The following is a 23,267-nucleotide window of genomic DNA, read 5'->3' as shown; positions in this document are numbered from 1 at the left end:
CTAGCCCCCCAACCTACTAAGCCACTCCATAGCCTTCGCTTTTTTATCTTCTTCGAATCGCGGCTGAAGATGCTTTTCAAAAACAGATTTAGTAATGAGATCACCGAGATTTGCCTTAGACTCGAGCAAATAATCTACTTTCGGTATATCTAAGAGCCGCGTAAGCATTGAAGATTTTGTGTTCGGATTCCAGTGACAAACGTGCACATCTTTCAGCCAATCGGCCTCGAGTGAATTGAGGCTTGCAGGATTATGTGTAGAAATCAGAACATTCAGCTTGCGCCTATGTACTATTTCCATAATCGCCTTTATCAGTATCTCAGCACGACTAGGATGCAGTCCATTATCAAATTCTTCAATAACCACTCGTGATCCGCTGTCTATGGACTCTAGAGCTGCAATCACAGCAATGATACGCAAAGTACCATCAGACATCAGGCGCGCATCAATAGTTTGCTCATCCACTACAATACCAAAGAGCACATCCATTTGCTGAGTCGTGATGAAGTCAAACTTAAGAAACGGCTCCTCAGGAATCTGCCGAACAACTTCCAAGATACGATCAATAGCATAGTCCCCCTCTGACCGCTGATCTTTATCTTTAAATAAAGCAGGAACAGTTTTAATCCAATCCAGACCTTGAAGCACTGCCGAAAGATTGGAGGCGTCTTTTAGCAACGTGTTCTGACCAGACCTAACATAATCACGCATCAATTTCGGGTCAGGATCAAAAATGAATGACGACTGCATATACCTACATATGATCCCAACCAACTTTATCGCTTTCAACTTCTTATCAGGATCACCAGCCTCATTACTTTCAGTAAGCTCTGAATACCGAGATATGATTGACTTGTCACCATACAAATTCTTGCGGGGCTTTACGCCACCACGAGCAAAATTATCAAAAGTGACGTTAAGCATACCATCTGGACGCTCAGCCTCCGCATGAAATATCTTTCTTTTTCCAACCGTCAGATATTCGCTAACAACACGCGGAAAGGGATCCACTGAAACAGTTATTCGATAATCAAACTTTTCATTCTTACCTAAAAAGGCAATTACACCATCAAAACCGAGAGAAAAACTTTGCTCACCAAACTTAACACAATTATGAATACCACCCCTTACGATACTTGCCCCTTGCAATGGACCACGATCCACCATCTCATGCAGAGGTTTCCCTTCAGCCAAAGCTGCCAGCAGCTCGACCCCCTCAATCAAGTTAGATTTCCCACTTCCATTCTTACCAATAAGAAGGGTAAGGTTAGAATATAAATTAATTGATGCTCTCGAGTAATTCTTAAAGTTAATGAAGTAATGCATTCCCACCGTTCCCTGAGGTTGCTTTGTGGAAATGTACGAAACTGAAGACAACTTGTCGATGGCCATTTGACGTCACCCTTGCTCGTAGCCTTTAGGCCACGAGGTTTTGCAAACGTTCTCTCCTAGGCATCCGCCCGTAGAGATGCCATCAAAACAAGCCGCCCAGTGACGACGGCAACCAGTTCATGACCACTAACTCGCAAGTCACCTCGGCCTTGCAATGGCGCTGATTTGTCGTGCTGTAGCGGATGTCCAAGCGCGCGCAGTGGAAGCCATCGAAGACTCGACGGATGTCCGGGTGGTCATTGATGCTGACCATCACCTTGCCCTTGCATCGCCGCATGAAGTCGGCCATGCGTTCGTACTCCTCAAACTGAAAGTCCACGCCGTAGCCGGCGGTCTGCCAATACGGTGGGTCCATGTAGAAAAACGTGTGCGCACGGTCATAGCGCTCGGCGCAGGCGAGCCAGGACAGGTTCTCGACGTAGGTACCGGCGAGGCGCTGCCATGCCGCTGATAGGTTTTCTTCAATGCGCAACAGGTTTATGGCCGGCCCAGTGGTCGCAGTACCGAACGTCTGCCCACTGACCTTGCCACCAAACGCGTGCTGCTGCAGGTAGAAGAACCGAGCCGCTCGTTGAATATCGGTCAGGGTTTCAGGACGCGTCATCTTCTGCCACTCAAAGATCTGCCGAGAGCTGAGCGCCCATTTGAACTGGCGCACGAACTCCTCCAGGTGGTTCTGCACAACGCGATAAAGGGTGACCAGGTCACCGTTGAGATCGTTTAGCACCTCCACAGGAGCGGGCTGGGGACGCATGAAGAACAACGCGGCACCGCCGGCGAAGACTTCGACATAGCATTCATGAGGGGGAAAGAGGGGGATCAAGCGGTCGGCCAGGCGGCGTTTGCCACCCATCCAGGGAATGATTGGAGAGGTCATAGGTATGCAAGTCTTTACTGTATGGATAAACAGGTGTTAGGCTCGCCGCGCTTTGTGCACAAGGCAGAGGCCACGGCTGGACTTGCAGGAAGGGTCTGCGGGTTCGGTGGGCCGGGCTGGATGTTGGCGCATCCTCCCGGCTCGCCTCTTTACTACTTGGTGACTTCGCGGACGTAGGCCTGACAGGCCTGCAGTGCAATCAGCCCCCGGTCGCCGTCGTCGGTGATGGCGACAATTCGTTGAGCATGCGCTCGGTCAAGTTGGGCGCGTACGGCGCCATGTACCAGGCTTCCGGTGCCGGTGGTTTCTCGCCCCCCACCGTCACAACCCGGGGCGGCAAAGGCTCCGGCGTCGACAAGGACTGACAACCGCAGATCAGCGGTAGCAAGCCTGTCACGCAGGCGAGCTTGAGTTTTTTGAGCATCGTTCATCTCCTGCCAATGTGTTTTGCCCTGCTCCTGCAGGCGCTCTTCCAGTGCCTGTCGCTGAGCCTTCTGCTCCGCCAACTGATCCAGAGCTGCAGCTGCAGCCTCTTCACGCTCGCGACCATAGGCTCGATCTTTATTAGCCAATTGCCGAATGTAATCAGCCGACTGATCCGCAAGCTGTCGACCGTACTCGCTGGCCTGCCACACCCAGGCACCTCGGCCACCGACATAGAGCCCGAGCGCAGCAGCTAACAAGGCGATACGCCAATTCAGCGACATTACTGCAGCACCTCAAGCGCTCGCTTGTAGAGCGCCTGGCGATCTTTCAAGCCATTCAGGCCACCATTAATGCGGCGAGTGATCGACTCGAAAACCGAGTCATCGGCGCTAGCCACTTTGTCAGCGAGGGTGTTAAGGCCCGCGCGCTGCCAATACCAGCCAGCAGACAGCGACGCGTAGACCGGCTGCTCGAGCAGGTCCGGGGTATTGAGCAAGCGACTGTCACCGAACAGAGCCTCACTGCAGGCTTCGTAGTTGTCGCGCCCGGTGATCTGAATAAGCCCACGGCCACGGTACCGCTGGCCATCACCATCCGCCTGCGGCGTGTTGCCAAGGCGCTGCGCTAAGCGGCCGGTGTCGTACTTGGCCAGGTAGGCATCGTTACCGAGCTCACGCACATACAGCAGCTGGCCAGACTCATGGCCGACCTGGGCAAGGAATGCCGCCATACGCTTGGGCGTGATGATCGAGTACTTGCCCATTGTCGCGTTGAGGCCAGGAACAAAAACGCCGGCTTTGCGGCCGGCGTTGGGGAGGATCTGTTGCAACTGTTGAACTGAGATAGCCATGGGTTTCTCCAGTGAGGGCCGAAAGTGGCCGAGGGGATTAGAGCTGCTCAACCTTGAGCGGCTTGGTGTCGTCTTTCTTCTTCTTGCCCGAGGCCTTGGCCTTGCCCTTCTTGCCGCCATTGCACTCCACCGTCGTGGTCCACCCGGACTGGGTAAACGTCTGCTCGACGCTGTCAACCAGATACTCGCCATCTAGGCCGACCTTGAAGCCCTGGGCGTTGATCGTGCATTCCGCGAACAGGTCAGTACGCCCTGCCATTTCCAGGCGCACACTGGCGGTGCTGCGGTTGAACGCTGCCAGGCGCGCCTTGGCGGCCTGCTCGGCGGCGGTCTTGTTGGGGTAGATATGGCGGTCGGTATGGACCGGGGGCAGGCCGCTGGGCGCCTCGCCGTTGTCCAGCTGGACCACCTGCAGGGCACCGGTTTTCTGGTCCTGGTGCTGGGTCTTCACAGCCTTTTGCGCGCTGCGATCCCCGAGGCGGAATTGGTACCGCTCTACATCGGTCTTGTTGATGGGCACGACCTGCAGCGCCTTTCCGCTGGTGCTTTTTCCGTCCTGCCGGGGCATGACCAGCAGCCGCCCCTCGGCCACCTTGGCGGTACTGTCGTACTGCCTGGCCAGGCGCGTGACAAAGTTAAAGTCCGACTCGTTGCGCTGGTCGACGCGCTCGACCCTGGTAGTGACCGGGCACACCGGCTCCCAGCCGTTGCGCTTGGCCACCTCGTTGACGATCTGCGACAGCGGCACGTTTTCCCAACTGCCGCTGCGCACGGTCTTGCCACTGCCGCGCATGTCGCTGGCCTTGCCGCGAATGATCAGGGTGTCCGGCGGGCCGGACAACTGCACCTCATCGACCGTAAAGGCACCCATGCGCTTGAGGGGCTTGCCCTCATAGCCCAGCAGCACCTCCACCCGGCCGCCACGGCCCGGCAGTGCAACGGCCTGGTCGCGGTCGTCAATGCGCAGCTCGAACTCGTCCGACTCCATACCGGGCTTGTCCGAAATACGCAGCAGCAACAGGCGGTCATTGATCAGCGGGGTAATGTCCTTGCTGTCCGCGATGACTCGATACGTCGGTTTCATGTTTGCTCCAGGAACAAAAAACCCCGCGCGGGGCGGGGCTCGTTACGCGTAACGCGGGGTCAGTCGAACAGTTGCAGCAGCTCGACCGCCGGCGCCGACAGGTCGGGTAACTGGATCAGCAGGCCGGCGCGGTACGGCTGCGCCTCTCTGGCCAGGTCCGGGTTGGCCTCCAGCACCGCCTCGACGGTGCCGTTGAGGTTGCCGTAATGGTGCAGGCAGATCACATCCAGCAGATCCCCGTCAGACGTTCTGCAGGTCGTTGCCATAGCTCACAAACTCCAGGGTAAAGCCTTGTTTCCGAGGGATGCCGCCGGACAACAGATGGCTTTGTTCCTCTTCCACACTCACCAGGCACCAGTCTCCCAGTACTTCGCCATAGCCCGTGACCAGCTTCAATGCCTGCAGGTTGCGGCCAATGCTGCGCAGCACATTCAGCTGCTTAATGCCGCCCTTGTGGTGCGGGAAAATCGCGCCCTTGAGCGAGATTTTTTCCTCACCCAGGCCGACCGCCTGCTGCGCCACACTGCGACGCAGGCGCTCCTGACCAGCCCAGCGGAACGTCGCCTGTCGACGCAGCTCGTCAAAGGCTGCCGTGTCCAGGTTGAAGTAATACGGCTGCTTTTTCGGGTCATGCGGCTGGATGATCAGCAGGTGCGGGAACGGCGCGACCGCCTCGGGCAGCGGCGTGGACGAACCCAGTAGCCCGCCCGTGGGCAGGATGTTGGCCAGTGACGGGCTCACCAGCCCCGCCACCCGCCCGGCCTCGGCCGTGACCTTGGCAGCCATCGTCTTGAACGTGCCGAGGCGTTCCTGCACCTGGGCGGCACCGGTGACGGCTCGGCTATACATCGACGCCACTTGCCCCACCTGGGACTGCGCCACGTTGATGCTGCGCACGATCCGGCCCAGCTTGGCACCGGCCTCGCCACCCACAAACGGGATGTTTACCAGCTCCGACGCGGCGCCGGTGATGCTGCCAATGGCGCCATTGAGCGGGGCCAGCATGCCGTCCATGCCCTTGCGCCCAGCCTCCCCAGCTGCAACCAGCCCGGAAAGGGATGATTCCAGCTGCTCCATGTAGGGCATAACCCCTCCTTAAACGTGTGGTTGGTCGTACAGCTGAACCGATGCAATGCGCGCCTGCACTTCCCGCGCCCATTCATCGAACTTGCGACGCAATGGCGCCTCAATCTCACGCACGACCTGTTCGGGTTCTTTGACATCACCATGCACCGTGATGGGCATATGCGGCGCGAAGGTAAAGGTCATGTCCACCTTCGGCGCAGGCGGCTTCACCGGGGTAGCCGTGGCCGACTTGGCTGGCTCTGGTAACCGAGGTGCCGGTGGCTTCGCCCTAGCCGCCAGGTCGCGAACCACGTCGCCCAACCCATCCGCCCGGGGTGCCGGCTGTGGGGCTGCTTGAGCGGGTACGCCCTGGGCGGCCTTGGGCGCAGGCGCGACCAGCACCAGGGGCGCCACCGGTGCCGCCTTGGCCATTGGCTCGCGCGGTGCCGACATGACCTCTGGATTGACCAGCAGCGGCACAGGGGCCGGCATGCTGGGCTTGGGCTGGCTGCGCACTGCATGGCCCAATGCGGGCGCCGCCGGCACCGGCAGTAGCGAGGCGACCGGATCCCGGTTGTCGACCACCACAGGTGCTGTCGGCGCTGTCTTGGGCGCGGGCGCAGTCACTCGCACTGCAGGTGCGGTCGCAGGCGGCATCACCACCGGCGCGGACGCCGGCTCAACAGGCTTGGCCTGGCCACGCACGGCATCGCCCAGGGCAGGTGCCGCCGGCGCCGGCAGTGGCGCGGCGACCGGATCCCGGTTGTCGACCACCACAGGCGCTGTCGGCGTTACCGTGGGTGCTGTCACGCGTACTACAGGCGCGGCCGCAGGTGGCACCACCACCGGCCCGGCCGCCGGCGCAACAGGCTTGGCCTGGCCACGCACGGCATCGCCCAAGGCAGGTGCCGCCGGCAGTGGCGCGGCGACCGGGTCCCGGTTGTCGACCACCACAGGCGCTGTCGGCGTTACCGTGGGTGCTGTCACGCGTACTACAGGCGCGGCCGCAGGTGGCACCACCACCGGCCCGGCCGCCGGCGCAACAGGCTTGGCCTGGCCACGCACGGCATCGCCCAAGGCAGGTGCCGCCGGCAGTGGCGCGGCGACCGGGTCCCGGTTGTCGACCACCACAGGCGCTGTCGGCGTTGCCTCGGGCGCTGTCACGCGTACTGCAGGCGCTGCTGCAGGTGGCACCACCACCGGCGCGGCCGCCGGCACAACAGGCTTGGCCTGCCCACGCACGGCATCGCCCAAAGCAGGCGCGGCCGGCGCCGGCGATGGCACGGCGACCGAATCCCGGTTGTCGACCACCACAGGCGCTGCAGGCGTTGCCTCGGGCGCTGCCACGCGCACTGCCGGCGCTGCAGGTGGCACCACCACCGGCGCGGCCGCCGGCGCAACAGGCTTGGCCTGGCCACGCACAGCATCGCCCAAGGCCGGCGCCAGCAATGGCGCGGCGACCGGATCGCGGTTGTTGACCACCACAGGCGCTGTCGGAGTTGCCTCGGGCGCTGTCACGCGTACTGCAGGCGCTGCTGCAGGTGGCACCACCACCGGCGCCGCCGGCGGAACAGGCTTGGCCTGGCCACGCACGGCATCGCCTAGGGCAGGCGCCGCCGGCGATGGCACGCCGACCGGATCCCGGTTGTCGACCACCACAGGCGCTGCCGGCGTTGCCTTGGGCGCTGTCACGCGCACTGCAGGCGCTGCCGCAGGTGGCACCACCACCGGCGCGGTCGCGGGCGGAACAGGGTTGGCCTGGGCACGCACGACATCACCCAAAGCGGGTGCCGCCGGCACTCGCGATGGCACGACGACCGTATCCCGGTTGTCGACCACCACAGGGGCTGCCGGCGTTGCATTGGGCGCTGCCACGCGTACGGCAGGCGGCGCTGCAGGTGGAACCACCACCGGCGTAGCCGCCGGCGAAACAGATTTGGCTTGATCACGCTCCGCAGCATCTAACACGGGGGCAACCTGCCTGCCCTCCCCTTCGAGCTGCTCATCACCAAACCAGCGCTTGCCGAGCCAACCACCCAACGACTCGCCACCCATGCCGCCCAACACAGCACCAACAGCGCCGCCAACCGCCGTCCCGATGACGGGTACCACCGAACCGATGGCAGCCCCTGCAGCTGCTCCCGCAAGCGTGCCTGCCAGGCTGCCAGCGGCTCCGCCGTAGCCTTCGGCCCTTTCGTCCTTGGTCGTTGCATTGAGTGCCACATCGATCGCCGCTGCGCCCGCATCCACGACATTGCCGCCAGGCAATCGCCTTGCGAGACGTGCCACACCTCGAACCGAGCGAGCGACTTTCCCCAGCTCGTTGGTTTCAGCCAATACGGTTGTGGCCACCGGAAGAGTCGATGATCTAGCGGCAGGTACCGGAGGCAAGTCGGCCTTTACAGCAGGCCGGGCTGGTACGCCTTTCTTCGCTCGACGGCGTTCACGGCGACGACTTCTGCGACTACCCCTAGCAGGCCCGGCAGGGCCGCTACTGCCGACAGCCCCACCGATCTTGCTAAAAGCATCGGCATTAACCACAAACACGCGCTGCGGGTCGTTACCACCCACCGCCGGATCATTTGCCGCCTCGGCACCTATCGAGCGAGGGGCAAACACCTTGCCCAATACATCCAGGCCAGCGTCAACCACCTTGCTGCCGGTTTTGGGCAAGTCAGCAGCCACATTGTCTTCACTACCGGCGCGCCCCAGCCGGCGGCCGCGCGCGATATTGAGCAGACCACGCCCGATTTTGAACGCACTGGACGCCGTCTTGAACGCCAAAATGGCCGCCACAACGCCGCCAATTCCCATCACTACCGCCGGGAACCCGTCCGACAGTTTCGTAATGCCTTGGGCAACAGCGGTCAGCCCTTTGGCCGCCATGTCGGTGGCCGGGCGGATGGCATCGCCAATGCTGCGCATGGCGTCGTCGGCCGCCTGGACCGTCTCTGCCCATTGCTGGGCCGAGGTTTCGCGGCGCTCGGCCAGGTTCTTGTCGAGGATGCCCGAGGCTTTTTGGGAGTCGGCCTTTAGTTCCTCATACAGCCCCCGGTTTTGCCCGTAAGCGGTCAACGCCGCCTTGACCTGCATGTCAGCAAAAATATCGCCGGTACGCAGGGTCTTCTCCAGAGCCTCCAGCGCGGCCCTGGCTTTCTCCGGGTCGACTTCCTTATCGATGCTGGCCTTGGCCGCCTCGATCTTTTTGGCCTTAGCCGGATCGGTCGCCTCGACGTATCTCATGGCCAGGGCCATGGACGCCTCAATGACGTTCATGCCCTTCTGCAGGCCTGTATTCAGCGAACCCTGGTAATCAATGCCGGCGTCTTTGTAGGCCTTGACCACGTCGCCGGCGCCGATTTTCTCAATCCAGTTCTTGAGGTTGTTGGCGGCCTCGTCCGAGCTACCGGCGGTCTTCATCTGCACCTGCAGCATGGAGCCCAGCGAAGTCACCGCGTCTATCCCGGTGATGCCGCTTTTTTCCATGTTGGCCAGCAGCTGCGGGAACCATCGGGCCATGTCGCTGGCCTCAAAGCTCCCCGCCTGGCCCTGGTAGGCGATGGCCTCCAGCGCCTGCTGCATAACCTTCGGGTCGCTGATTTTGGCGTTTTGCTCCAGCGCCTGAATCATCGACGCCGTATCAACACCCGACGCGCCTTGACCGATGGCGAACTTAGCCGCCACCGGTGCATAAGACAGCGCCTTATCCAGCTCCATGCCGGCGCCGACCAGTTGGTTGACCAGGTCGGCAACGCCGTTACGGGCCATGCCGGTATCGGCCGCCGTATCGATCACCGTCCGGGTGAGCTGCTGCTCCTGGGGCTTGTTGGCAATGTCAGCCTTGATCGCAATGTCACGGATGATCGCTTGGTAGTTCGCGCTAATCATCGTTGGCGCAGCGACAGCGGCCGTGGCCGCCACCGTCTTGCCAATGTTTGACTTGAACGAATCCTTGCCCGCCTGCAACTGCTGGTGGCCCTTCACCTGCAGATCGGCAGCTCGCGCCTCTCGGCCTAGGCGCTGATACTCGCGACTGAGTCGGCCAACCTCGACACCCTGCTTGCGCAGGGCATCCAGATTGCTGTCCAGCTTGCGTAACAGCTTGTCGGCGCCTGCAGCACCACTGTCGTGCGCGCGCTTCCATTCTTCGCGCAGCTTGATGGTTTCGCCAATGGTACTTTTCAACACCTTGGCCCGGTTGCCCTTGGCCTCCAGCTTCTGGATGCCATTTTCAACCGTCTTGAACGCGGCGCCTACCGATGAGGCGACCGTGCCGCCGATCACCAGCGCTAACGCTAGTTTGCTTGCCATCGGAGCCCCCTATGCAAACTCAGTCTGTAAGCCACCAGACCACGTCGGCATACGGCATGGTCATGATTTCCTCGGCCGAGAAATTCAGTTCGGCCGCCAGTCGCTTGGCGGCCGTCTTCATGCTCTCGGGATTACAGTTCGTCTTCTCGCACCAGAAAGGTGTAACCGGTCGAGACGCGGTTGTAATCCTTGTACGTCAGGCCCTCCAGGTCTTTGACGCCGACCTCGGCCAGGGAGGCGAACAGGTTCAGCTCGCGCTGTTCGTCGTCGCCATCTGAGGTCTGGCTGGAAATGCGCATGTCGCGCACGGTCGGCGCGCGCAGGGTGATGGTGTCAACCTTGATGCCGTTCATCTCGGTTGGCTTGGCCAGGGTCACAGTGACGCTCTCAGCGGTCAGCTTGAGGTACTTCGGGGCGGGCTTGCTCATGACTCGGTATCCTTGAATCGGAAAGAAATGCGGAAAGGTTGCAGAGGGTTACAGGCCGAGGTCGCGGCGCTGGCTGGCCAACTGGTCGACGCCGTTGATAACGCGCTTCATGCCGGCCGGATCAATCTCGTAAATAGTCTCGCCGCCGACCTCCAGCTTGTAGTAGGTCAGGGCAATGCCGTGCTTATGCTCGGCCTTGTCGCCCGGCTTCCAGTCGCCCATATCCAGCTCTTTCAAGGTGCCGCGCTGTGTGACGATGACGGCCTTGGTTTCGCCTTTCTGACCCTTGAGCGAGCCACGGAAAACGCCGTTGAAGGCATTACCGTCGGCAAGGCCGAAGAACTTCAACGCCTCTTTGCGCATGCCGGTGGTGGTAAAGCTGGACTCCAGCTTCTCCATACCCACGTCCATCTCAATCGGCATATCCATGCCGCCGGGGCGGTACTCTTCCATCTTGAGCGCCAGTTTCGGCAGGGTCAGGGACGGGACATCGCCCTGAAAGCTGATGCCATCCACGAACAGGTTCAGGTTGGCGAGAATTTCGGGAATCATTGCCATTTGATGCGCTCCTTAGGCGGTCTTGTCGAGGACTTCGGTCAACCAGTCGTTGACTACGTCGAAAATAAAGTTGGGGTTCTCAGCCGGCGGAACGTCGGTGAAACGGATGTTCCAATAAATCTTGCCCTGCTCCAGGGCGCTGGCGGTGTTGAGGTCTGGATCGGCGTAGACCTCGAAGTTAATGATTGCGCCCTGGGCTTTCAGGTCGCGCATGAAGGCGTTGAGGCCCTCGGTTACGTCGCGGACATAGGTCGCGGTAATGCCCCGGTCAACCGCCCACTTGTGGCCATACAGGATCGCGTCCATGACCATGTCCATGGTCCGCACACGGGTGACGAAGGCCCACTTGGAATCGCTCGACAGCGTGCGGTTACCCCACAGGCGGAAACCGTCGTCGCGGATGATGGTTGCGATATTGGCGTTGTTCAGCAGGTTGGCCCGGCAGGTCTCGTCGCCGTCCAGGTACTCGATGGCGCGGGTGGTACCGGTGATGCCGACGAACTCCTTGTTGGATGGCGAGGCCCAGAAACCGTACTGACTGTCGGTCCAGGCAAACACGCCAGCAGCCCAGGCCGATGCCGGCGCATCGACGGTCGCGCCAGACGCGCCGGAAGTGGTATCCCAGAACTGCACGCCCGGATCGACCATGTACATGCGCATGGAGCCGAACAACTTGGCGTAGGTGGTGGCCGCCTCGTCGGTGGTGTTGGGGCCGTCGATGATAGCCACGGCGCGCAGCTTGGCCGCGATGGCACCCATGGCAGTGGCCACCGCCTGGGTCGCGCTGTGCTTGGGCGCGATGATCAGGCGCGGCTGGGCGTTGAAACGGCTCTTGCCGTCCAGCAACGCCTGCAGGCCGGTACGCTTGCCGTTGGCCTGTACGCCGCCGATGATCGCGGAAGTCTGCGCGGCGGCGTCAGCGCCCTTGGCCACGCCCGAGGCGACGATGACCGCTTTGGAACGCGCGTAGATGGCCTGGCAGGCCTTGGTGATGGCAGCGCCGGTGCCGAATGCGGCGATGGCTTCGCGCTCAGTGGTGATCAGTACCAGGTCGCCGACCTTGGCCGTGGCGTTCGCGCCCTCGGTGAAGGTGTCGACCAGGCCAATGATCGAGGAGGACGGCAGCGAAATGGTGCGCGTGCCAGTGTCGACGGCCTTTACGGTGACGCCGTGAAAGAAGCTTGCAGCCATTGGAAATACTCCAAAAGAAAGGGCCGCACACGGCGGCCCAACAGAAACGAAAACGCCCCGAAATCGGGGCGCTCAAGGGAATGCGGGAAGAGGATCAGACGACGCCGGGCACGCTCGCACGGATGGCGTTGATTGCCGTGTCGGCATAGGCCTCGGCCTGCGCATGGGTGGTTGCCTTGAGCACCTCGACCTTGCCCTTGAGGCGGGCCGCACGGATCGAGCACACCGACTCATGCCAGGCCTGCGCCTCCTGCAGGATCGTCTCGGCGGCCGCCATGGGCTCAATGCCCTGGGCATCGACCAGCGCCTGTACGGTCGGCGGCACGTCGCCGGCATAACCGGCCAGCTTGAAGGCCTTGGCCTCGTCCTCGGCCAGCTGGCTCTCGATAGCGCGCAGCGGATCACCGAGCACTGCCGCACGCGCCTGGTCGGCGGCCTGCTCGATCTGCTGCTGGGCCACCAGCAGCGCGGCACCAATGGGCAGCGCTTCAAAGTCGAAGCCGTTATAGGTGGTGTCGCCAAAAACGACATTCAGAAAGGTCTTTTGCATGATCGCCTCACAGGCTCGAAAGGTTGGTGATGACGTGGCCCACGTCCTTGGAAAGCGTGCCCGCAGCGATGCCAGTGATGAGCAAACCATTGAGCGCAGAAGGCACCGCCGTGCCGGTCATCGACAGCGCGAAAAGCACAGAGCCCGGCCCGAGCAACCTGCCCCGGAAGGTGCCACGCAGTTCAAACGCGCAGTTGTACATGCGCACCTGCTGGATAGTCGGCGCCGACGATCCGCTGGCAAAGACCAGCGCATAGTAGGCGCTCAGGTCGCCGGCACTCGAAGCCGGGAAGCTAATCGTCAGGTTCAAGAACTGAATGTTGGTATCGGTCGACGCCCAGAACGACCCCATGCGCATCAGGTTGTCGCCGCCTTCCGGAATAAACTCGTTGATCACCAACCGCCGGCCCGCCCCCGCAACACCTGCAAGGACTAGCTTGCGGCCGCTCGTGGTGATGCTCCTATCCAGAACATAGTCTTTAGCCAGCCACACCGTGACCCGCCCGCCGTCCGGGGTGGCATCCACGGCCCGCTGCAGGGTTTTGAACGGGGCGGCCTCGCTGCCAAGGCCGCTGTCGTCGCCCAGCTGCGAGTCCACCCAGTAGGCACGGACCATTGTCGGCGCTGCAGCAACTGCCGCTGACACGGCCGCGTTGATGCCAGCCATTTTGCCGTTGACGGTATCGACCAGCTTGTTGTTAACCGCCGTCAGCGCGGCAAGTTCGGTTTCGAGACTCATGCTTTTAAGCTCCGAGTAGTTTCTGAATTTGGTTGAGTTGTATGGTCATAAGCCCGGTTGCGTTGGCCACCGCCAGGCTCAACAGGCCATCCCGTGTTTCAGTGGCCGCTTTCTCTGCGGCCTCCACTCGCACAAGCAAGCCGCCGATCTGCTCGCCAGCGATTCGCGCCAAGCGCTCCAGGCCATCCAGGCGGTCACCCTTCTCCATGCCGCGCACCTGCTCGGCAATCAACGCAGTGGATAGCGCGGCCAGGGGGCCGGCCAGCGTCAGGTTGAGGCCGGCGGCCGAGCTGACGATGGTCACGCTGTCAGCCGGCAGCGCCGCCAGTGAGAGGTCGTAGGCCAGCAACAGGTCGATGTTGGCGGCCTTGTAGGCCAGCGCCTCGGTCAGGTGCGACCAGACCGCCAACAAGGTGCCGTCCTTGAGGAAAATCCCGACCTCCTTCACCCAGTACGCCGTCGCGCCGTCCGCGACAGCGGTCAGGTGTAACAGCGTGCTGCTCAGTTTCTCGCCGCTGGAAATCGGGAAGCGCGCCACCTCGTTGCGCAGGGTCTTTTGCTCAGCGCTGGGGGTGTAAGCCTGGCTGCCCAGGGCAATATGGCTAATCTCGGCCGCGAGGCCGGTTTTCGTTGCCGTCAGGATCGCCGCCAGGCCGGCCTTGGTGATGACAGGTTGCAAGCCTGTACTCATAGAACAGCCTCCATGTAGCCCCGGACGACCGTGCGCACATGCGCCGCGTTAGCCACCAGCGGGGCGCCTTCTGCTTGAATGGGTACGCCCTGCGCCTCGGCAAATCGCCGGGATACGCTGGACGCGTTGAGCGCATTGGCAAACAGCACCGTCTGCGCCATGAGGTCGACGGGCACCGCCTGGGCATCCATGGATCGATGCTGCACCGCGCGCGCCTGAAAGGCGTTACCCAGCACCAAGCCGCCGTCGAAGCGCGCCCCCAGCCGAAACTCGTAGTGGCTGCGCTCGTTCTTCGCCGCGTCGACCAGGGCACGTAAGCGCGCCCCCAGCTCGGGCGAGATGATCGAGCCCTCACCCGCCCGGTTGTCGTTGGCCCAGGCTGTGACCTGGAACGTGTACGGCGCGGCGTTCGGGATCTGGTGCCAGTCCTTGAACTCCGCATTGACCCGCACCGCCCTGAGCACCCGCCGGATTGCGCCGACGGTGCCCTTGGTCTTGTGAACCGGGATCGCCTCGCGGATCAGTTCGCGGCGCTGGTCGTCGGTGTAAGCGGCCTCCCAGCCCTCGACCTTGAGCGCCCACCCCAACCAGGGCAGGAAGTTGGGCGGGCAGCGTGCCGAGTCGGCCACCCCCCGGATGATTTCCGGGTCCACGTCCAGCTCCCCGGCGCGCTCCAGCGAGCGCTCCAGCAGCGTGGAGTTGTTCGGTAGCAGGCTCATGTGACCACCTTGGTGGTCAGGGCAATGGACGTGGCGCGCGGGTAATGCCGCTTGTCACACACCACCCCTTCCACCGGCTTGGCCAGGTCGACGCGGCTAATCCCCGTAACGTGTAACGCGGCGTAGATGGCCGAGACGGGCAGCTGTCCCTGCAGCCGGCGGGCGTCGGCAATGGCGGCCTCCAGGCTAGCCCTGGCTGCCGCAAGGACAACGTCAGGGTCTGGCCCATCCTCCACCCACAGCACCGCCTCCACCTTGAAGTCGGTCGGGATACCGCCCTGCACGCGCGGCCGATCCGTCACCGGCCGCACGTCCTCGGCCGACAGCGCCTTGAGCACGGTGGCCACCAGCTGCGCCTCGGGCACGGTGCTGGTCGGCCCGGCCAGCAACGCCAGTGACACGTCGCCGGGCAGTGGATTGGCCAGGCCGGCGTCGTAGTCACAGACCACGACAATGGCCCCGGCCGGTAACTGCGCTTTAACCGCGGCTGGCACTGCCACCCCGGAAAACCGGGGCGAATCGACCGAAACATGCACCACCTCGGCCGACGCACTCAGCGCGTGATACTCATACGCCCCGCTACTGCCGGCGACCGAAAGGGCCTCCAGCGACAGCCGCGTGCGGTAGCGCAACGCGTCGTGGCTTTCCATCAGCGCCGCTACCGGCGGCACCGCGTCAGGGTCAGCTGCCCGGATGGTCAGCCGCTGCACACCGTAGTCAGCCGCGCGGTTGTCCAGGTCGGCGCCAGTGGCATAAGCCAACAGGCTGGCCTTGGCCGCCGCATTGACGCGGGCACGCATGACCAGCTCGCGGTAGGCCATGACCTCCATCAGCTTGACCACCGGATCGGACTCCAAAAGCGCGGTCCACTGGTCACGCATATGGGCGCGGAAGACGCCTAACACCTCCTGATACAGCGTCTCAAAGTCCAGCTTTTCCACCACGTCGGGTGGGGGCAGCAAAGATAGGTCAATCATGCGCTCACCTCCACGACGGCCGAGCTGCCCAGGTACTCGCCCGTCAGCAACAGGCCAATCTGGCCGTCGATCACAGAAACGACCTTGACGCGCTCCAGCTGCAGACGCGGCTCCCAGCGGCCCAGGGCGCGGGCCACCTCGGCCTGTACGGCGCTTTTCCAACCCTCGGTAACCGGCATGTCGACAAAGCGGCGCAGGCTGCTGCCGTATTCGGGGAGCATGCGCCGGCTGCCCAAGGGCGTGGTAAGAATGTCCTCGACCGATTGCTTCAAGTGGTCGAGCCCGGTGGACTGCTGGCCGGTCCTGCGGTCCAGGCCAATCATGCTTAGCCGTCCAGCTGCTGCAGGTCGGCATGGTCACGCAGGAACGCCAGCGCCTCGGCGTCGTCGGCCTGGACGGTCACGCGGCCGGCCAGCACCTTGAACTCGCGCAGGTCGTCACCGGCCTGCAGGAACAGCGAGCGCGAAGTGAAGGCGCGGTCGGTGAAGGTCACGCCGGCCGGCTCAGCTTCTACAGCGGTGGTGTCGACGCCTTCGGCACCAGGTAAAACTGCGGATTCGTCCGCACTCGCTGCCGCGTCAGTCGCGGCGGTTTTCTTGGCTGCCATAAGTGATGCTCCAGAAAAGACAAAGCCCGCGAATGCGGGCTGTCAGTGTTTGTGGTTCGGCGTGTTGCCGGTGGTGTCGATGATTTTTCCGAGGCCAAGAATGTCGAGCGTTACTAGTAACGCGCCGTCGATCTTTACATTGCCTCGCAGAAGAATCTCAGGCGCTATAGCCGTGTACGTCTCGGCCTCGGCGGTGATCGCCTTTGACTTCGCGCTGATTGCATCGTCGGTGATGGTCGCCTTGCTGCTACCGACCTCGATGTTGACCGTGCCGGTGGGTAGCTTGATGGTGTAACTATTGGCCGCCCAGTCGTAGACGATTGACCCGCCATCATCGAAGCGCCATGTCTCGACATGGTCGCGGTTGTCCGGCCGGTCGCCGGCTTTGCCGTACAGCCCAGGAACGAACGTCCCTTGCGCAGGCTCGCCGCTCGGGCTCACCAGCATGCCCTGCTCGCCAATGCTCGGCGCACGCCAATGGCGGGCCTTGCCGGCGGCCAGGGAATGCCAGCGCACCCAGGCGCTCGTCCAGTCGCCGCCGTCGGTGACTCGCACCTTGGCGTCGACCAGGTCGACCGCCACGACGTAACAGGGGATCAAGAGGCCGGCCAGCATGCGGTCCATCTGCGCGGCCGCGTAGCTCATCCCAGCGCCTCGGGCGACTGATACAGGCCTTCATTGCCCGGACCACTATCTGGGTCGAATGCGAACTTCAATGGGCCGGGCTCTCGGGGCCAAGGCCACTCTTCCTCGCCCAGGTAGATGACCTGAGTCCACTCGACGACCCAGACTGCAAAGCTGTCCAGCTCGGGCCGGCTCCAGTCCCGCTCCGCCCGCACAAACTGGGCGAATTCCACAGCCAACCCCCACGATTGCATACGCAGCAACACAGCCAGTTGAGCGGCGACGAACGCGGCTACGCGAAGGCAGTTTTCCTCTTCGGCCCCAACGATGACGCGCGCCTCAAAACGGGCATCAACTGCGGTCTCGCCGGTACCCGGATCCTTGTCCGCGTCATCAAACCCGGCCAGCTCCAACACGACGGCAGGCACCGGAACAACATCGATGCCAGCTGGCATCGTTCCGACATAAGCGAGGCCGGGTATTGCAGCCCCGATGTGCTGCTCAATCGCAGCGTAAATCTGGGAAAGCGGTATCGGCTCATCAGCCATTGCCTGTCCTCCGCAAGATTTTTTGCAGCTCGAAGTTCAACTCCTGCTTCATGACCACTAGCAACCGGTCGTGAGCGCGATTGGTCCAGGCCTCAAAATGAGGCCGGACGTCTTCAAGCGAGATTTTTGCCTTGGCAAGCGGGAAGCGACCAATGCTGCTGGATTCAGCAATCCAACCCGAGCGCCCCTTTCGACGCGTCTCTATCATGCTGTCGGGGTAGTCTTCATCCGTGAAATGCTTGCTGCCGGCGCGGATCCAGATGTCAGCCTGGTCGCCATAAACCCGACGGTAGAAAGCACCTTTGTAATGCCGCCCCGCTACCGATACCCCGGAGCGGGTTTGCCGAGCTCGACCTGCACGGCTAGCCTCAATTGGCTTGATCCCGAACCAGAGCTTGCCCTGACCGTTGCTGCCCATGGGGTAAGCCATCAAGCGCTTTCGCACGGCAGATATGGCGATGCGCTCCTGAACACCTACTTCACGGGCAATCTTGCCTCTGAGCCAGCGAAGTGTCTTATTGATGGCTCGCCGTTGCGCTGCCGCGATAGCTTTCGGTACCAACTGAGCGAACTGCTCAAAGCCTCTCACGTCCTGGGGCCTTGCCTGCAGCGTGATTAAGCCGCTGCTGGCCGACTCCTTGTGGTAACTGCCAACACTCATGAACGCACCTCACGCAGTGTCAGGTTGATCCAGCCAGTCCCGTCAGGCTTCCTGCCTGCAATGACGTAACGTCCACCACCATCCTCGGGCGCAAGCCTGATCACCAGGTGCATTCCCTCCTTGATGCCATTCGCGTGGACGATACGTACGGCATAAACAGGCTCGCGCACCCCGGTGTTGATCTGACCGAGCTTGGGCTGGAGCCACGGCGCCGAAAAGAACCCCGGTACCGGCTCAGCCACGCCTTCGATCTCAGCCTCGTCACCCAGGCCATCCAGTAGCGCACGGTCCATGAACGCCACCTGCTCACGGAAGCCCATGATCAGTCACCGTCATCTTGTTCGTCCTTGCCGGGCAGCTTGCCGCGAGGAGCAATCTTTCGCTCTTCGACAAGCTGCTCCAGCACCTCCTTGTCGGACGACATGAAGACCTCGCCCTTTTTGACGATCTTGGCCCCATCCTGAATGCAGCCATCCACCACCACGTACTCGATCTTGGCAGCCATGTCACACCACCTTGGCGAAGAGGAAGGCGTTCGGTTCCAACAGACCAGGCAACGGCGCCGCCTGAACCTTCAGCCAGCGCTGGCTTGGCTCCTGGGTGACCCAGCTCTTGGGGAAGCGCGCGGCTTCAACCAGGCCGCTTTCGATGGCTTCAAGATCCTGAATCGCCGCATACAGCATGGCGTTGCGAGTGGCGGTAGAGCCCAGGATCAAGCCCCCGGCAGGAATCATTGGCTTTTCACCAGCCTCATCGTCCAGGTACCACTCGTCGTACGCGTAAAGGTCCACACCCGGATCATTGAGGTAGCCGAGGTAAGTCACGCCATCGGGGAGCTCTTCCGGTTTGATCAGGCCCAGGTCAACACGGCGGGTGTTCAACTGCTTGAGAACCGCATCGTTACTCTGGAAGGCATCCTGCGCCTCCGCGCTCAACACCGCGACGTTGGCCGAACGGCCTGAGTCCTTGGCGATCAGGCGCCGCCACTGACGCAGGTTACCGATGGGGTCGGATCCGGCGGTATTCCAACGGCCAGTGGCCAAGGAAACCTTGTGGGTGTCTTCCATCAGGAAGTCGATGGTGTCATCAACCCCATCGCCGACAACCCGGATCCGGCCAGTAGTCAGGGCTTGAGAACACATCCATTCCTCGCGGCGAATGATCTCGCCCTCAAGCTCCACCAGGTCACGGCCAAGCCGCTCGCCCGCTCGCTCAAGCGCGGTGCGCGTCGAGAACGGGGTTTCACCTGCGCCTCGCTTCAGGATCTGCTCTGCGCGGGTGACACGCTTGGGCTGAATGTACGGCGGCTGGTAGGTCGACGAGGCGAAGCCAGTACGTTGCGACACACTGCCAGGCAGCGTGGGGTGAACGAAGGGTGCCATCTTGCGCTGCCCCTTCACGATGTCGATGGTCACGGTCTCGGTGGGGAACGTTTCAGGGGCACCGGCATTGAAGAAGGTGTTCATGAGGAAGCGGCGCGGCGTTGCCAGCTGCTCGACGGCTTCCAGCATGGTAAGGGTGTCAAAGATGTTCATGGATGCTCCAATTAACGAACAAAGAGGCAGAGAGGACGCAGGGCAGCTTTCGCAACTGCCAGGGTTAACCCAGCGCCGAGGGTGAGTTGGCTGCCCAACACCTGACCAGTCAGGCGAATCGGCGCGCTAAGAGCACCATCAGTGGTGTCAACATCGCGGTCGAGGATTGCCTTCGGCGCTTCCGAGCCGTCCTCGGCAGCTACTTTGCACAACAGGTATTCACCAGATGCGGTGACTTGCCCCAGCACTGCACCGCGCAGCAACTGCTGGCCAGCAGCAATGACGCCGGAGTCCATCACGACGGGGAAGTCGCCGGCCTCAAGTTGGGAGGGTGTGAAGGTGTGGGTAAGAGGGTTCGGCATGAGGGGGCTCCTGGTTAGCGGCGCGAGGCGCCAGAGACGATTGCGCTGACGACGGCCTTGCGCTCGCCAGCCTGGCCGCCTTCCGGCGGGATGGTGCCGGTGACGCCTTGCGCATCACCCTTGATGCCGGCAAGCGAAATCCCGCGATCTTGCGAGCCTTTGAACAGCACCAGTGCAGTGGCCTCGACCGAGCTGCCGTCATCGATCGCCGCGCCGATTTCCTTCTCAAAGCCTTTGACGGCCAAGGCATTGATGCCCTTGATGCGCTCACGCTCGGCGGTGGCGGCCTCGGTGCGAATCGCGGCGGTATCAGGCTGATCGGCCTGGGCGATCTCAATAGTGTTGGGATCAGTGCCTGCTGCAATGGCGGTGCGTAGTTCTGCCGTAGTCTTGACGGTGGTCATGGTGTTTGTCCTTGGGAAGGTAGTGGCCGGCTTGGCCAGTTCAGTGATCAGGGATTCCAGCGAGCCCACGCGATGGGCCAGGCCGTGCTTGACGGCGTCAGCGCCAACGCGGATGCCGCCGTTGTCGCCCATATCGGGCACCTTCTCGGCTGCCACGCCGAGGTTGCGAGCAACCTTGCCCACAAAGACCTCGGCCATCGCGTCGATGGTCTCGCCCATCTTGGCGCGGCCCTCTTCAGTACCGAGGTCGGGCCGCTTGTTCGGCGCGTTGCGACTGACGATCTGGTAGCGGGTGCGACCGGTCTTCTTTTCGTCCTCTATCACAGCCTCGACAACGACGCCGATGCTGCCTGCCAGGCTGGCCTCATCGATGACGATCTCGCTCGCCGCCGAGGCGATCCAGTAAGCGGCGCTGGCTCCGATGCCGCCGATGTAGGCAACGATCCGCTTGCGATTCCGGCCGGCGTAGATCATCTCGGCCAGTTCGTTGATGCCGGATGCCACACCACCTGGACTGTCGATGTTGAGCACGATGGACTTGACCTTGGGGTCGTCCAGCGCACGCTGGATGTCAGTCGCCAGGATCTGGGTACTGGTTGCACCGCTAATCTCGGTGAACAGGTTGGCGTACCGGAAGATCGGACCAGTGATAGGCACCACCGCCACGCTGCCGCGCATGGTGACTCGTCGGGTTTCGTCCAGCCGCTCGCCGCGCTTGGTCGCCAGCGCCACCGGATCGCCCATGCGGTCGGAGATGGTCAGCAGGTTGTCCAAGGCGTCGGGCATCATCAGCCAGGGCTGCGAGGCAGCCAGCTCAAGTGCTCGAGGCATGCTTATTCCTCTTTGGGGTTGGGGTCAGGCGGGGACTCAAGCCCACCTTTGGGCAGCGGCTGCATGTTGTGCTCCCGCCGGTAGGTCACCTCACGGGTGCGCTGGCGGATAACTTGCTGCCACGGCTCACCGGTCATGGCTGCTGTTTCTAGCGTTTCGTTACTGACGCCAATGTCGATACGCTCGCGGGCTGCTTTCGCTTCTTTGAGCTCATCAATCGCCCCCCGAGCCGGCCCGATCCAGATCGACTGGCAATAGGCCTTGCGCTTGGCCGGGTCGTTGTAACCCGGCAGATCGACCAGCCCCCGAGCCACGGCCTCATCAATGACCAACTCGCGGCTTGGCTGGCAGAAGTCACAGGCCAGCCACCAGCGGCGCAGGCTGTAGAAGCGCCAGGCCTGGAGCATTGCTGCTCGGGCGGCGCTGTAACTGCTGCTGTAATGCAACAGCAGCTCTTCCAGAGGCAGCTCCAGCGCAGCGCCGATTTCCTTCACCACTGCGGTGAAGAACGGATCGAACTGGGCGTTGGGCCGGCTGGGGTTGGCCACCACCGGTTCCTCACCCACGCCCAGGTCAACGATGGCCCCCTCGCCCAGCGCAATTGCACCGTCGGAGGTGTCATCACCGCCCGGCTGCTCTTCCGTCAGTGCGGACATGGGCAGGTTGTTATTGTTGAAGTTGTCGCCCTTCTTGATGAACACGGTGAACATTGCCGAGATCACCGCCGCCATGAGCTCGGCGCTGCTGTATCGCTCCAGTTTCTGCAGCGGCTCAAGCACCGGGGACAGGTATGGAGCGCCACGCTTCTGCCCTGGCCGTTCTTTGTCAGCCATGACATGTAGTACCCGACGACGCCCGGTTTCAGCACCGAACACCGTCAGCCGCTCCCACTGCAGCGACTTGCCCAGCACATGCTCACCGGGGTAGCCGGTGCATACGTGGTAAGCCACTGGCGCCCCCAGTCCGTCGAACTCCACGCCCTCTACCAGGTCCGCCCGGTCCATTCCGCCGTTCGGGTTGCCTACGCGGTCCGACTCAATCAACTGCAACCGGGTGCTGAAGATGCAACCAGGCCGCTCCTGATCGGGGCTAGCAACAAATACGTCACCTGCCACCATTGAAGAGACAAGCACCAACGCCTGCAGTTGGTAGTGGTTGAGCGACGCTTCGGCATCGCACTCTCGTGGGTCATCGGCGTATAGCGACCACAGACGATCCAGCTGGCGGTTGAGCTGCTCTGCCTCTTCCTCGGTGAAGCCCAACGCTTCATGATCGACCTGAGCACGGCAGACCAGCCCGGTACCCACGACGTTGGTGCGCAACCGGGTAATCGCCGCGCGGGCGATCAAGTGATTGCGCATCGCGTCGCGGGAGCGGGCCACCAGCATGCGACGCTCGCTGTAGTTAAAGTCACGCCGAGGGCTACCCAGGCCAGGGATCCAGCTGGCAACGCTGCGCAGCACCCGAGAGGCGCCACGCCAGCGGGTTTCGACGCCACCGCCGCCGCCCTGGGCGACGATCTGCTGCCCCTCGACTGATGCTCTGGCCACACGAATGGCTTCGGTCATCAGTTGCTCGGCAGCCGAATCCCGTTTTCGGAACGGCCACATGGTCAGATCCCCACGTAAGAAACGCGGTTACGGCCACGGCCCTGCCGGGCAGCCGTCTCCGCAGCAACCTCGGTGGCGTACTGTTTCTCCAGCAAGCGCAAGCTGTTCAGCTCAGCCAGCTGGACCTCTCGATCCTGTCGGCGCAAGCGTTGCCCGTTTTTCAGGACATTCGAGATCGCCGCTCGGACCTCGTCGAGACGTTGTTGTGCATCTGTCATGGTGAACCT

General features: G+C 62.3%; 28 protein-coding genes. All 28 read right to left on the bottom strand.

Annotated elements, in window-relative coordinates; genetic code table 11:
- Positions 1-1,392, bottom strand: a complete 1,392-nt coding sequence (locus tag N436_RS02705) for an AAA family ATPase (protein ID WP_110740366.1) — start codon at positions 1,390-1,392, stop codon at positions 1-3.
- 82 nt (positions 1,393-1,474) lie between these two features.
- The gene (locus N436_RS02700; protein WP_110740365.1) at positions 1,475-2,269 is read right to left on the bottom strand and encodes a DNA adenine methylase; all 795 of its coding nucleotides are present in this window, start codon (positions 2,267-2,269) and stop codon (positions 1,475-1,477) included.
- Between the two features lie 152 nt (positions 2,270-2,421).
- A complete protein-coding gene (locus tag N436_RS02695; RefSeq protein ID WP_110740364.1) occupies positions 2,422-2,976 on the bottom strand; it encodes a lysis system i-spanin subunit Rz in 555 nt (184 codons plus the stop codon).
- The gene (locus N436_RS02690; RefSeq protein WP_110740363.1) at positions 2,976-3,545 is read right to left on the bottom strand and encodes a glycoside hydrolase family 19 protein; all 570 of its coding nucleotides are present in this window, start codon (positions 3,543-3,545) and stop codon (positions 2,976-2,978) included. The genes N436_RS02695 and N436_RS02690 overlap by 1 nt, the downstream gene beginning before the upstream one ends.
- Before the next feature lie 37 nt (positions 3,546-3,582).
- Positions 3,583-4,629: a phage late control D family protein gene (locus N436_RS02685; protein WP_110740362.1), complete on the bottom strand. Its 1,047-nt coding sequence runs from the start codon at positions 4,627-4,629 to the stop codon at positions 3,583-3,585.
- Between the two features lie 59 nt (positions 4,630-4,688).
- On the bottom strand, positions 4,689-4,895 hold the full coding sequence (locus tag N436_RS02680; protein ID WP_110740361.1) for a tail protein X: 207 nt from the start codon (positions 4,893-4,895) through the stop codon (positions 4,689-4,691).
- Positions 4,870-5,715, bottom strand: a complete 846-nt coding sequence (locus tag N436_RS02675) for a phage tail protein (RefSeq protein WP_110740360.1) — start codon at positions 5,713-5,715, stop codon at positions 4,870-4,872. The genes N436_RS02680 and N436_RS02675 overlap by 26 nt, the downstream gene beginning before the upstream one ends.
- A 9-nt stretch (positions 5,716-5,724) precedes the next feature.
- Positions 5,725-10,005 carry a phage tail tape measure protein gene (locus N436_RS02670; RefSeq protein WP_256589873.1) on the bottom strand — a complete coding sequence of 1,427 codons (4,281 nt, stop codon included), beginning with the start codon at positions 10,003-10,005 and terminating at the stop codon, positions 5,725-5,727.
- A gap of 131 nt (positions 10,006-10,136) precedes the next feature.
- Positions 10,137-10,433 (bottom strand): phage tail assembly protein, encoded by a 297-nt coding sequence (locus N436_RS02665; RefSeq protein ID WP_110740359.1) that lies wholly within the window; start codon positions 10,431-10,433, stop codon positions 10,137-10,139.
- Positions 10,434-10,481: 48 nt separating this feature from the next.
- Positions 10,482-10,991, bottom strand: a complete 510-nt coding sequence (locus N436_RS02660; RefSeq protein WP_070087228.1) for a phage major tail tube protein — start codon at positions 10,989-10,991, stop codon at positions 10,482-10,484.
- A gap of 12 nt (positions 10,992-11,003) precedes the next feature.
- Positions 11,004-12,182: a phage tail sheath family protein gene (locus tag N436_RS02655; RefSeq protein WP_110740358.1), complete on the bottom strand. Its 1,179-nt coding sequence runs from the start codon at positions 12,180-12,182 to the stop codon at positions 11,004-11,006.
- A gap of 94 nt (positions 12,183-12,276) precedes the next feature.
- Complete coding sequence (locus tag N436_RS02650) at positions 12,277-12,732, bottom strand: hypothetical protein (protein WP_110740357.1); 456 nt, start codon at positions 12,730-12,732, stop codon at positions 12,277-12,279.
- A 7-nt stretch (positions 12,733-12,739) separates the two neighbouring features.
- Positions 12,740-13,471, bottom strand: coding sequence for a hypothetical protein (locus N436_RS02645; RefSeq protein WP_070087225.1), 732 nt, complete (start codon positions 13,469-13,471; stop codon positions 12,740-12,742).
- A gap of 4 nt (positions 13,472-13,475) precedes the next feature.
- Entirely contained in the window at positions 13,476-14,162 is a 687-nt protein-coding gene (locus N436_RS02640) for a phage tail protein (protein ID WP_110740356.1), read from the bottom strand.
- The gene (locus N436_RS02635) at positions 14,159-14,881 is read right to left on the bottom strand and encodes a phage tail protein I (protein ID WP_110740355.1); all 723 of its coding nucleotides are present in this window, start codon (positions 14,879-14,881) and stop codon (positions 14,159-14,161) included. The genes N436_RS02640 and N436_RS02635 overlap by 4 nt, the downstream gene beginning before the upstream one ends.
- Positions 14,878-15,858, bottom strand: coding sequence for a baseplate J/gp47 family protein (locus N436_RS02630; protein WP_110740354.1), 981 nt, complete (start codon positions 15,856-15,858; stop codon positions 14,878-14,880). Before N436_RS02630 ends, N436_RS02635 begins: the two co-directional genes overlap by 4 nt.
- Positions 15,855-16,181, bottom strand: coding sequence for a GPW/gp25 family protein (locus N436_RS02625; RefSeq protein WP_110740353.1), 327 nt, complete (start codon positions 16,179-16,181; stop codon positions 15,855-15,857). Before N436_RS02625 ends, N436_RS02630 begins: the two co-directional genes overlap by 4 nt.
- 2 nt (positions 16,182-16,183) lie before the next feature.
- Positions 16,184-16,465 carry a hypothetical protein gene (locus N436_RS02620; RefSeq protein ID WP_110740352.1) on the bottom strand — a complete coding sequence of 94 codons (282 nt, stop codon included), beginning with the start codon at positions 16,463-16,465 and terminating at the stop codon, positions 16,184-16,186.
- A gap of 42 nt (positions 16,466-16,507) precedes the next feature.
- Positions 16,508-17,110, bottom strand: coding sequence for a phage baseplate assembly protein V (locus N436_RS02615; RefSeq protein ID WP_110740351.1), 603 nt, complete (start codon positions 17,108-17,110; stop codon positions 16,508-16,510).
- Complete coding sequence (locus N436_RS02610; RefSeq protein WP_110740350.1) at positions 17,107-17,637, bottom strand: hypothetical protein; 531 nt, start codon at positions 17,635-17,637, stop codon at positions 17,107-17,109. The genes N436_RS02615 and N436_RS02610 overlap by 4 nt, the downstream gene beginning before the upstream one ends.
- Entirely contained in the window at positions 17,630-18,298 is a 669-nt protein-coding gene (locus tag N436_RS02605; RefSeq protein ID WP_110740349.1) for a hypothetical protein, read from the bottom strand. Before N436_RS02605 ends, N436_RS02610 begins: the two co-directional genes overlap by 8 nt.
- Positions 18,295-18,618 (bottom strand): hypothetical protein, encoded by a 324-nt coding sequence (locus tag N436_RS02600; protein WP_110740348.1) that lies wholly within the window; start codon positions 18,616-18,618, stop codon positions 18,295-18,297. The genes N436_RS02605 and N436_RS02600 overlap by 4 nt, the downstream gene beginning before the upstream one ends.
- Positions 18,619-18,620: 2 nt before the next feature.
- Entirely contained in the window at positions 18,621-18,803 is a 183-nt protein-coding gene (locus N436_RS02595; RefSeq protein ID WP_110740347.1) for a hypothetical protein, read from the bottom strand.
- A 1-nt stretch (position 18,804) separates the two neighbouring features.
- Positions 18,805-19,833, bottom strand: a complete 1,029-nt coding sequence (locus N436_RS02590; protein WP_110740346.1) for a major capsid protein — start codon at positions 19,831-19,833, stop codon at positions 18,805-18,807.
- Positions 19,834-19,844: 11 nt separating this feature from the next.
- Entirely contained in the window at positions 19,845-20,195 is a 351-nt protein-coding gene (locus tag N436_RS02585) for a head decoration protein (protein WP_110740345.1), read from the bottom strand.
- A 14-nt stretch (positions 20,196-20,209) separates the two neighbouring features.
- Positions 20,210-21,430, bottom strand: coding sequence for a S49 family peptidase (locus N436_RS02580; protein WP_110740344.1), 1,221 nt, complete (start codon positions 21,428-21,430; stop codon positions 20,210-20,212).
- 2 nt (positions 21,431-21,432) lie between these two features.
- Positions 21,433-23,040: a phage portal protein gene (locus N436_RS02575; protein ID WP_110740343.1), complete on the bottom strand. Its 1,608-nt coding sequence runs from the start codon at positions 23,038-23,040 to the stop codon at positions 21,433-21,435.
- Between the two features lie 2 nt (positions 23,041-23,042).
- Positions 23,043-23,258 carry a hypothetical protein gene (locus N436_RS02570; RefSeq protein WP_085625556.1) on the bottom strand — a complete coding sequence of 72 codons (216 nt, stop codon included), beginning with the start codon at positions 23,256-23,258 and terminating at the stop codon, positions 23,043-23,045.
- Between the last annotated feature and the right edge of the window lie 9 nt (positions 23,259-23,267).

Origin of the sequence: Pseudomonas sp. RV120224-01b (genome assembly GCF_003208145.1) — a bacterium.
In the GTDB taxonomy this organism is placed as follows: domain Bacteria; phylum Pseudomonadota; class Gammaproteobacteria; order Pseudomonadales; family Pseudomonadaceae; genus Aquipseudomonas; species Aquipseudomonas monteilii.
This window is presented reverse-complemented; position numbering and strand designations above follow the sequence as displayed.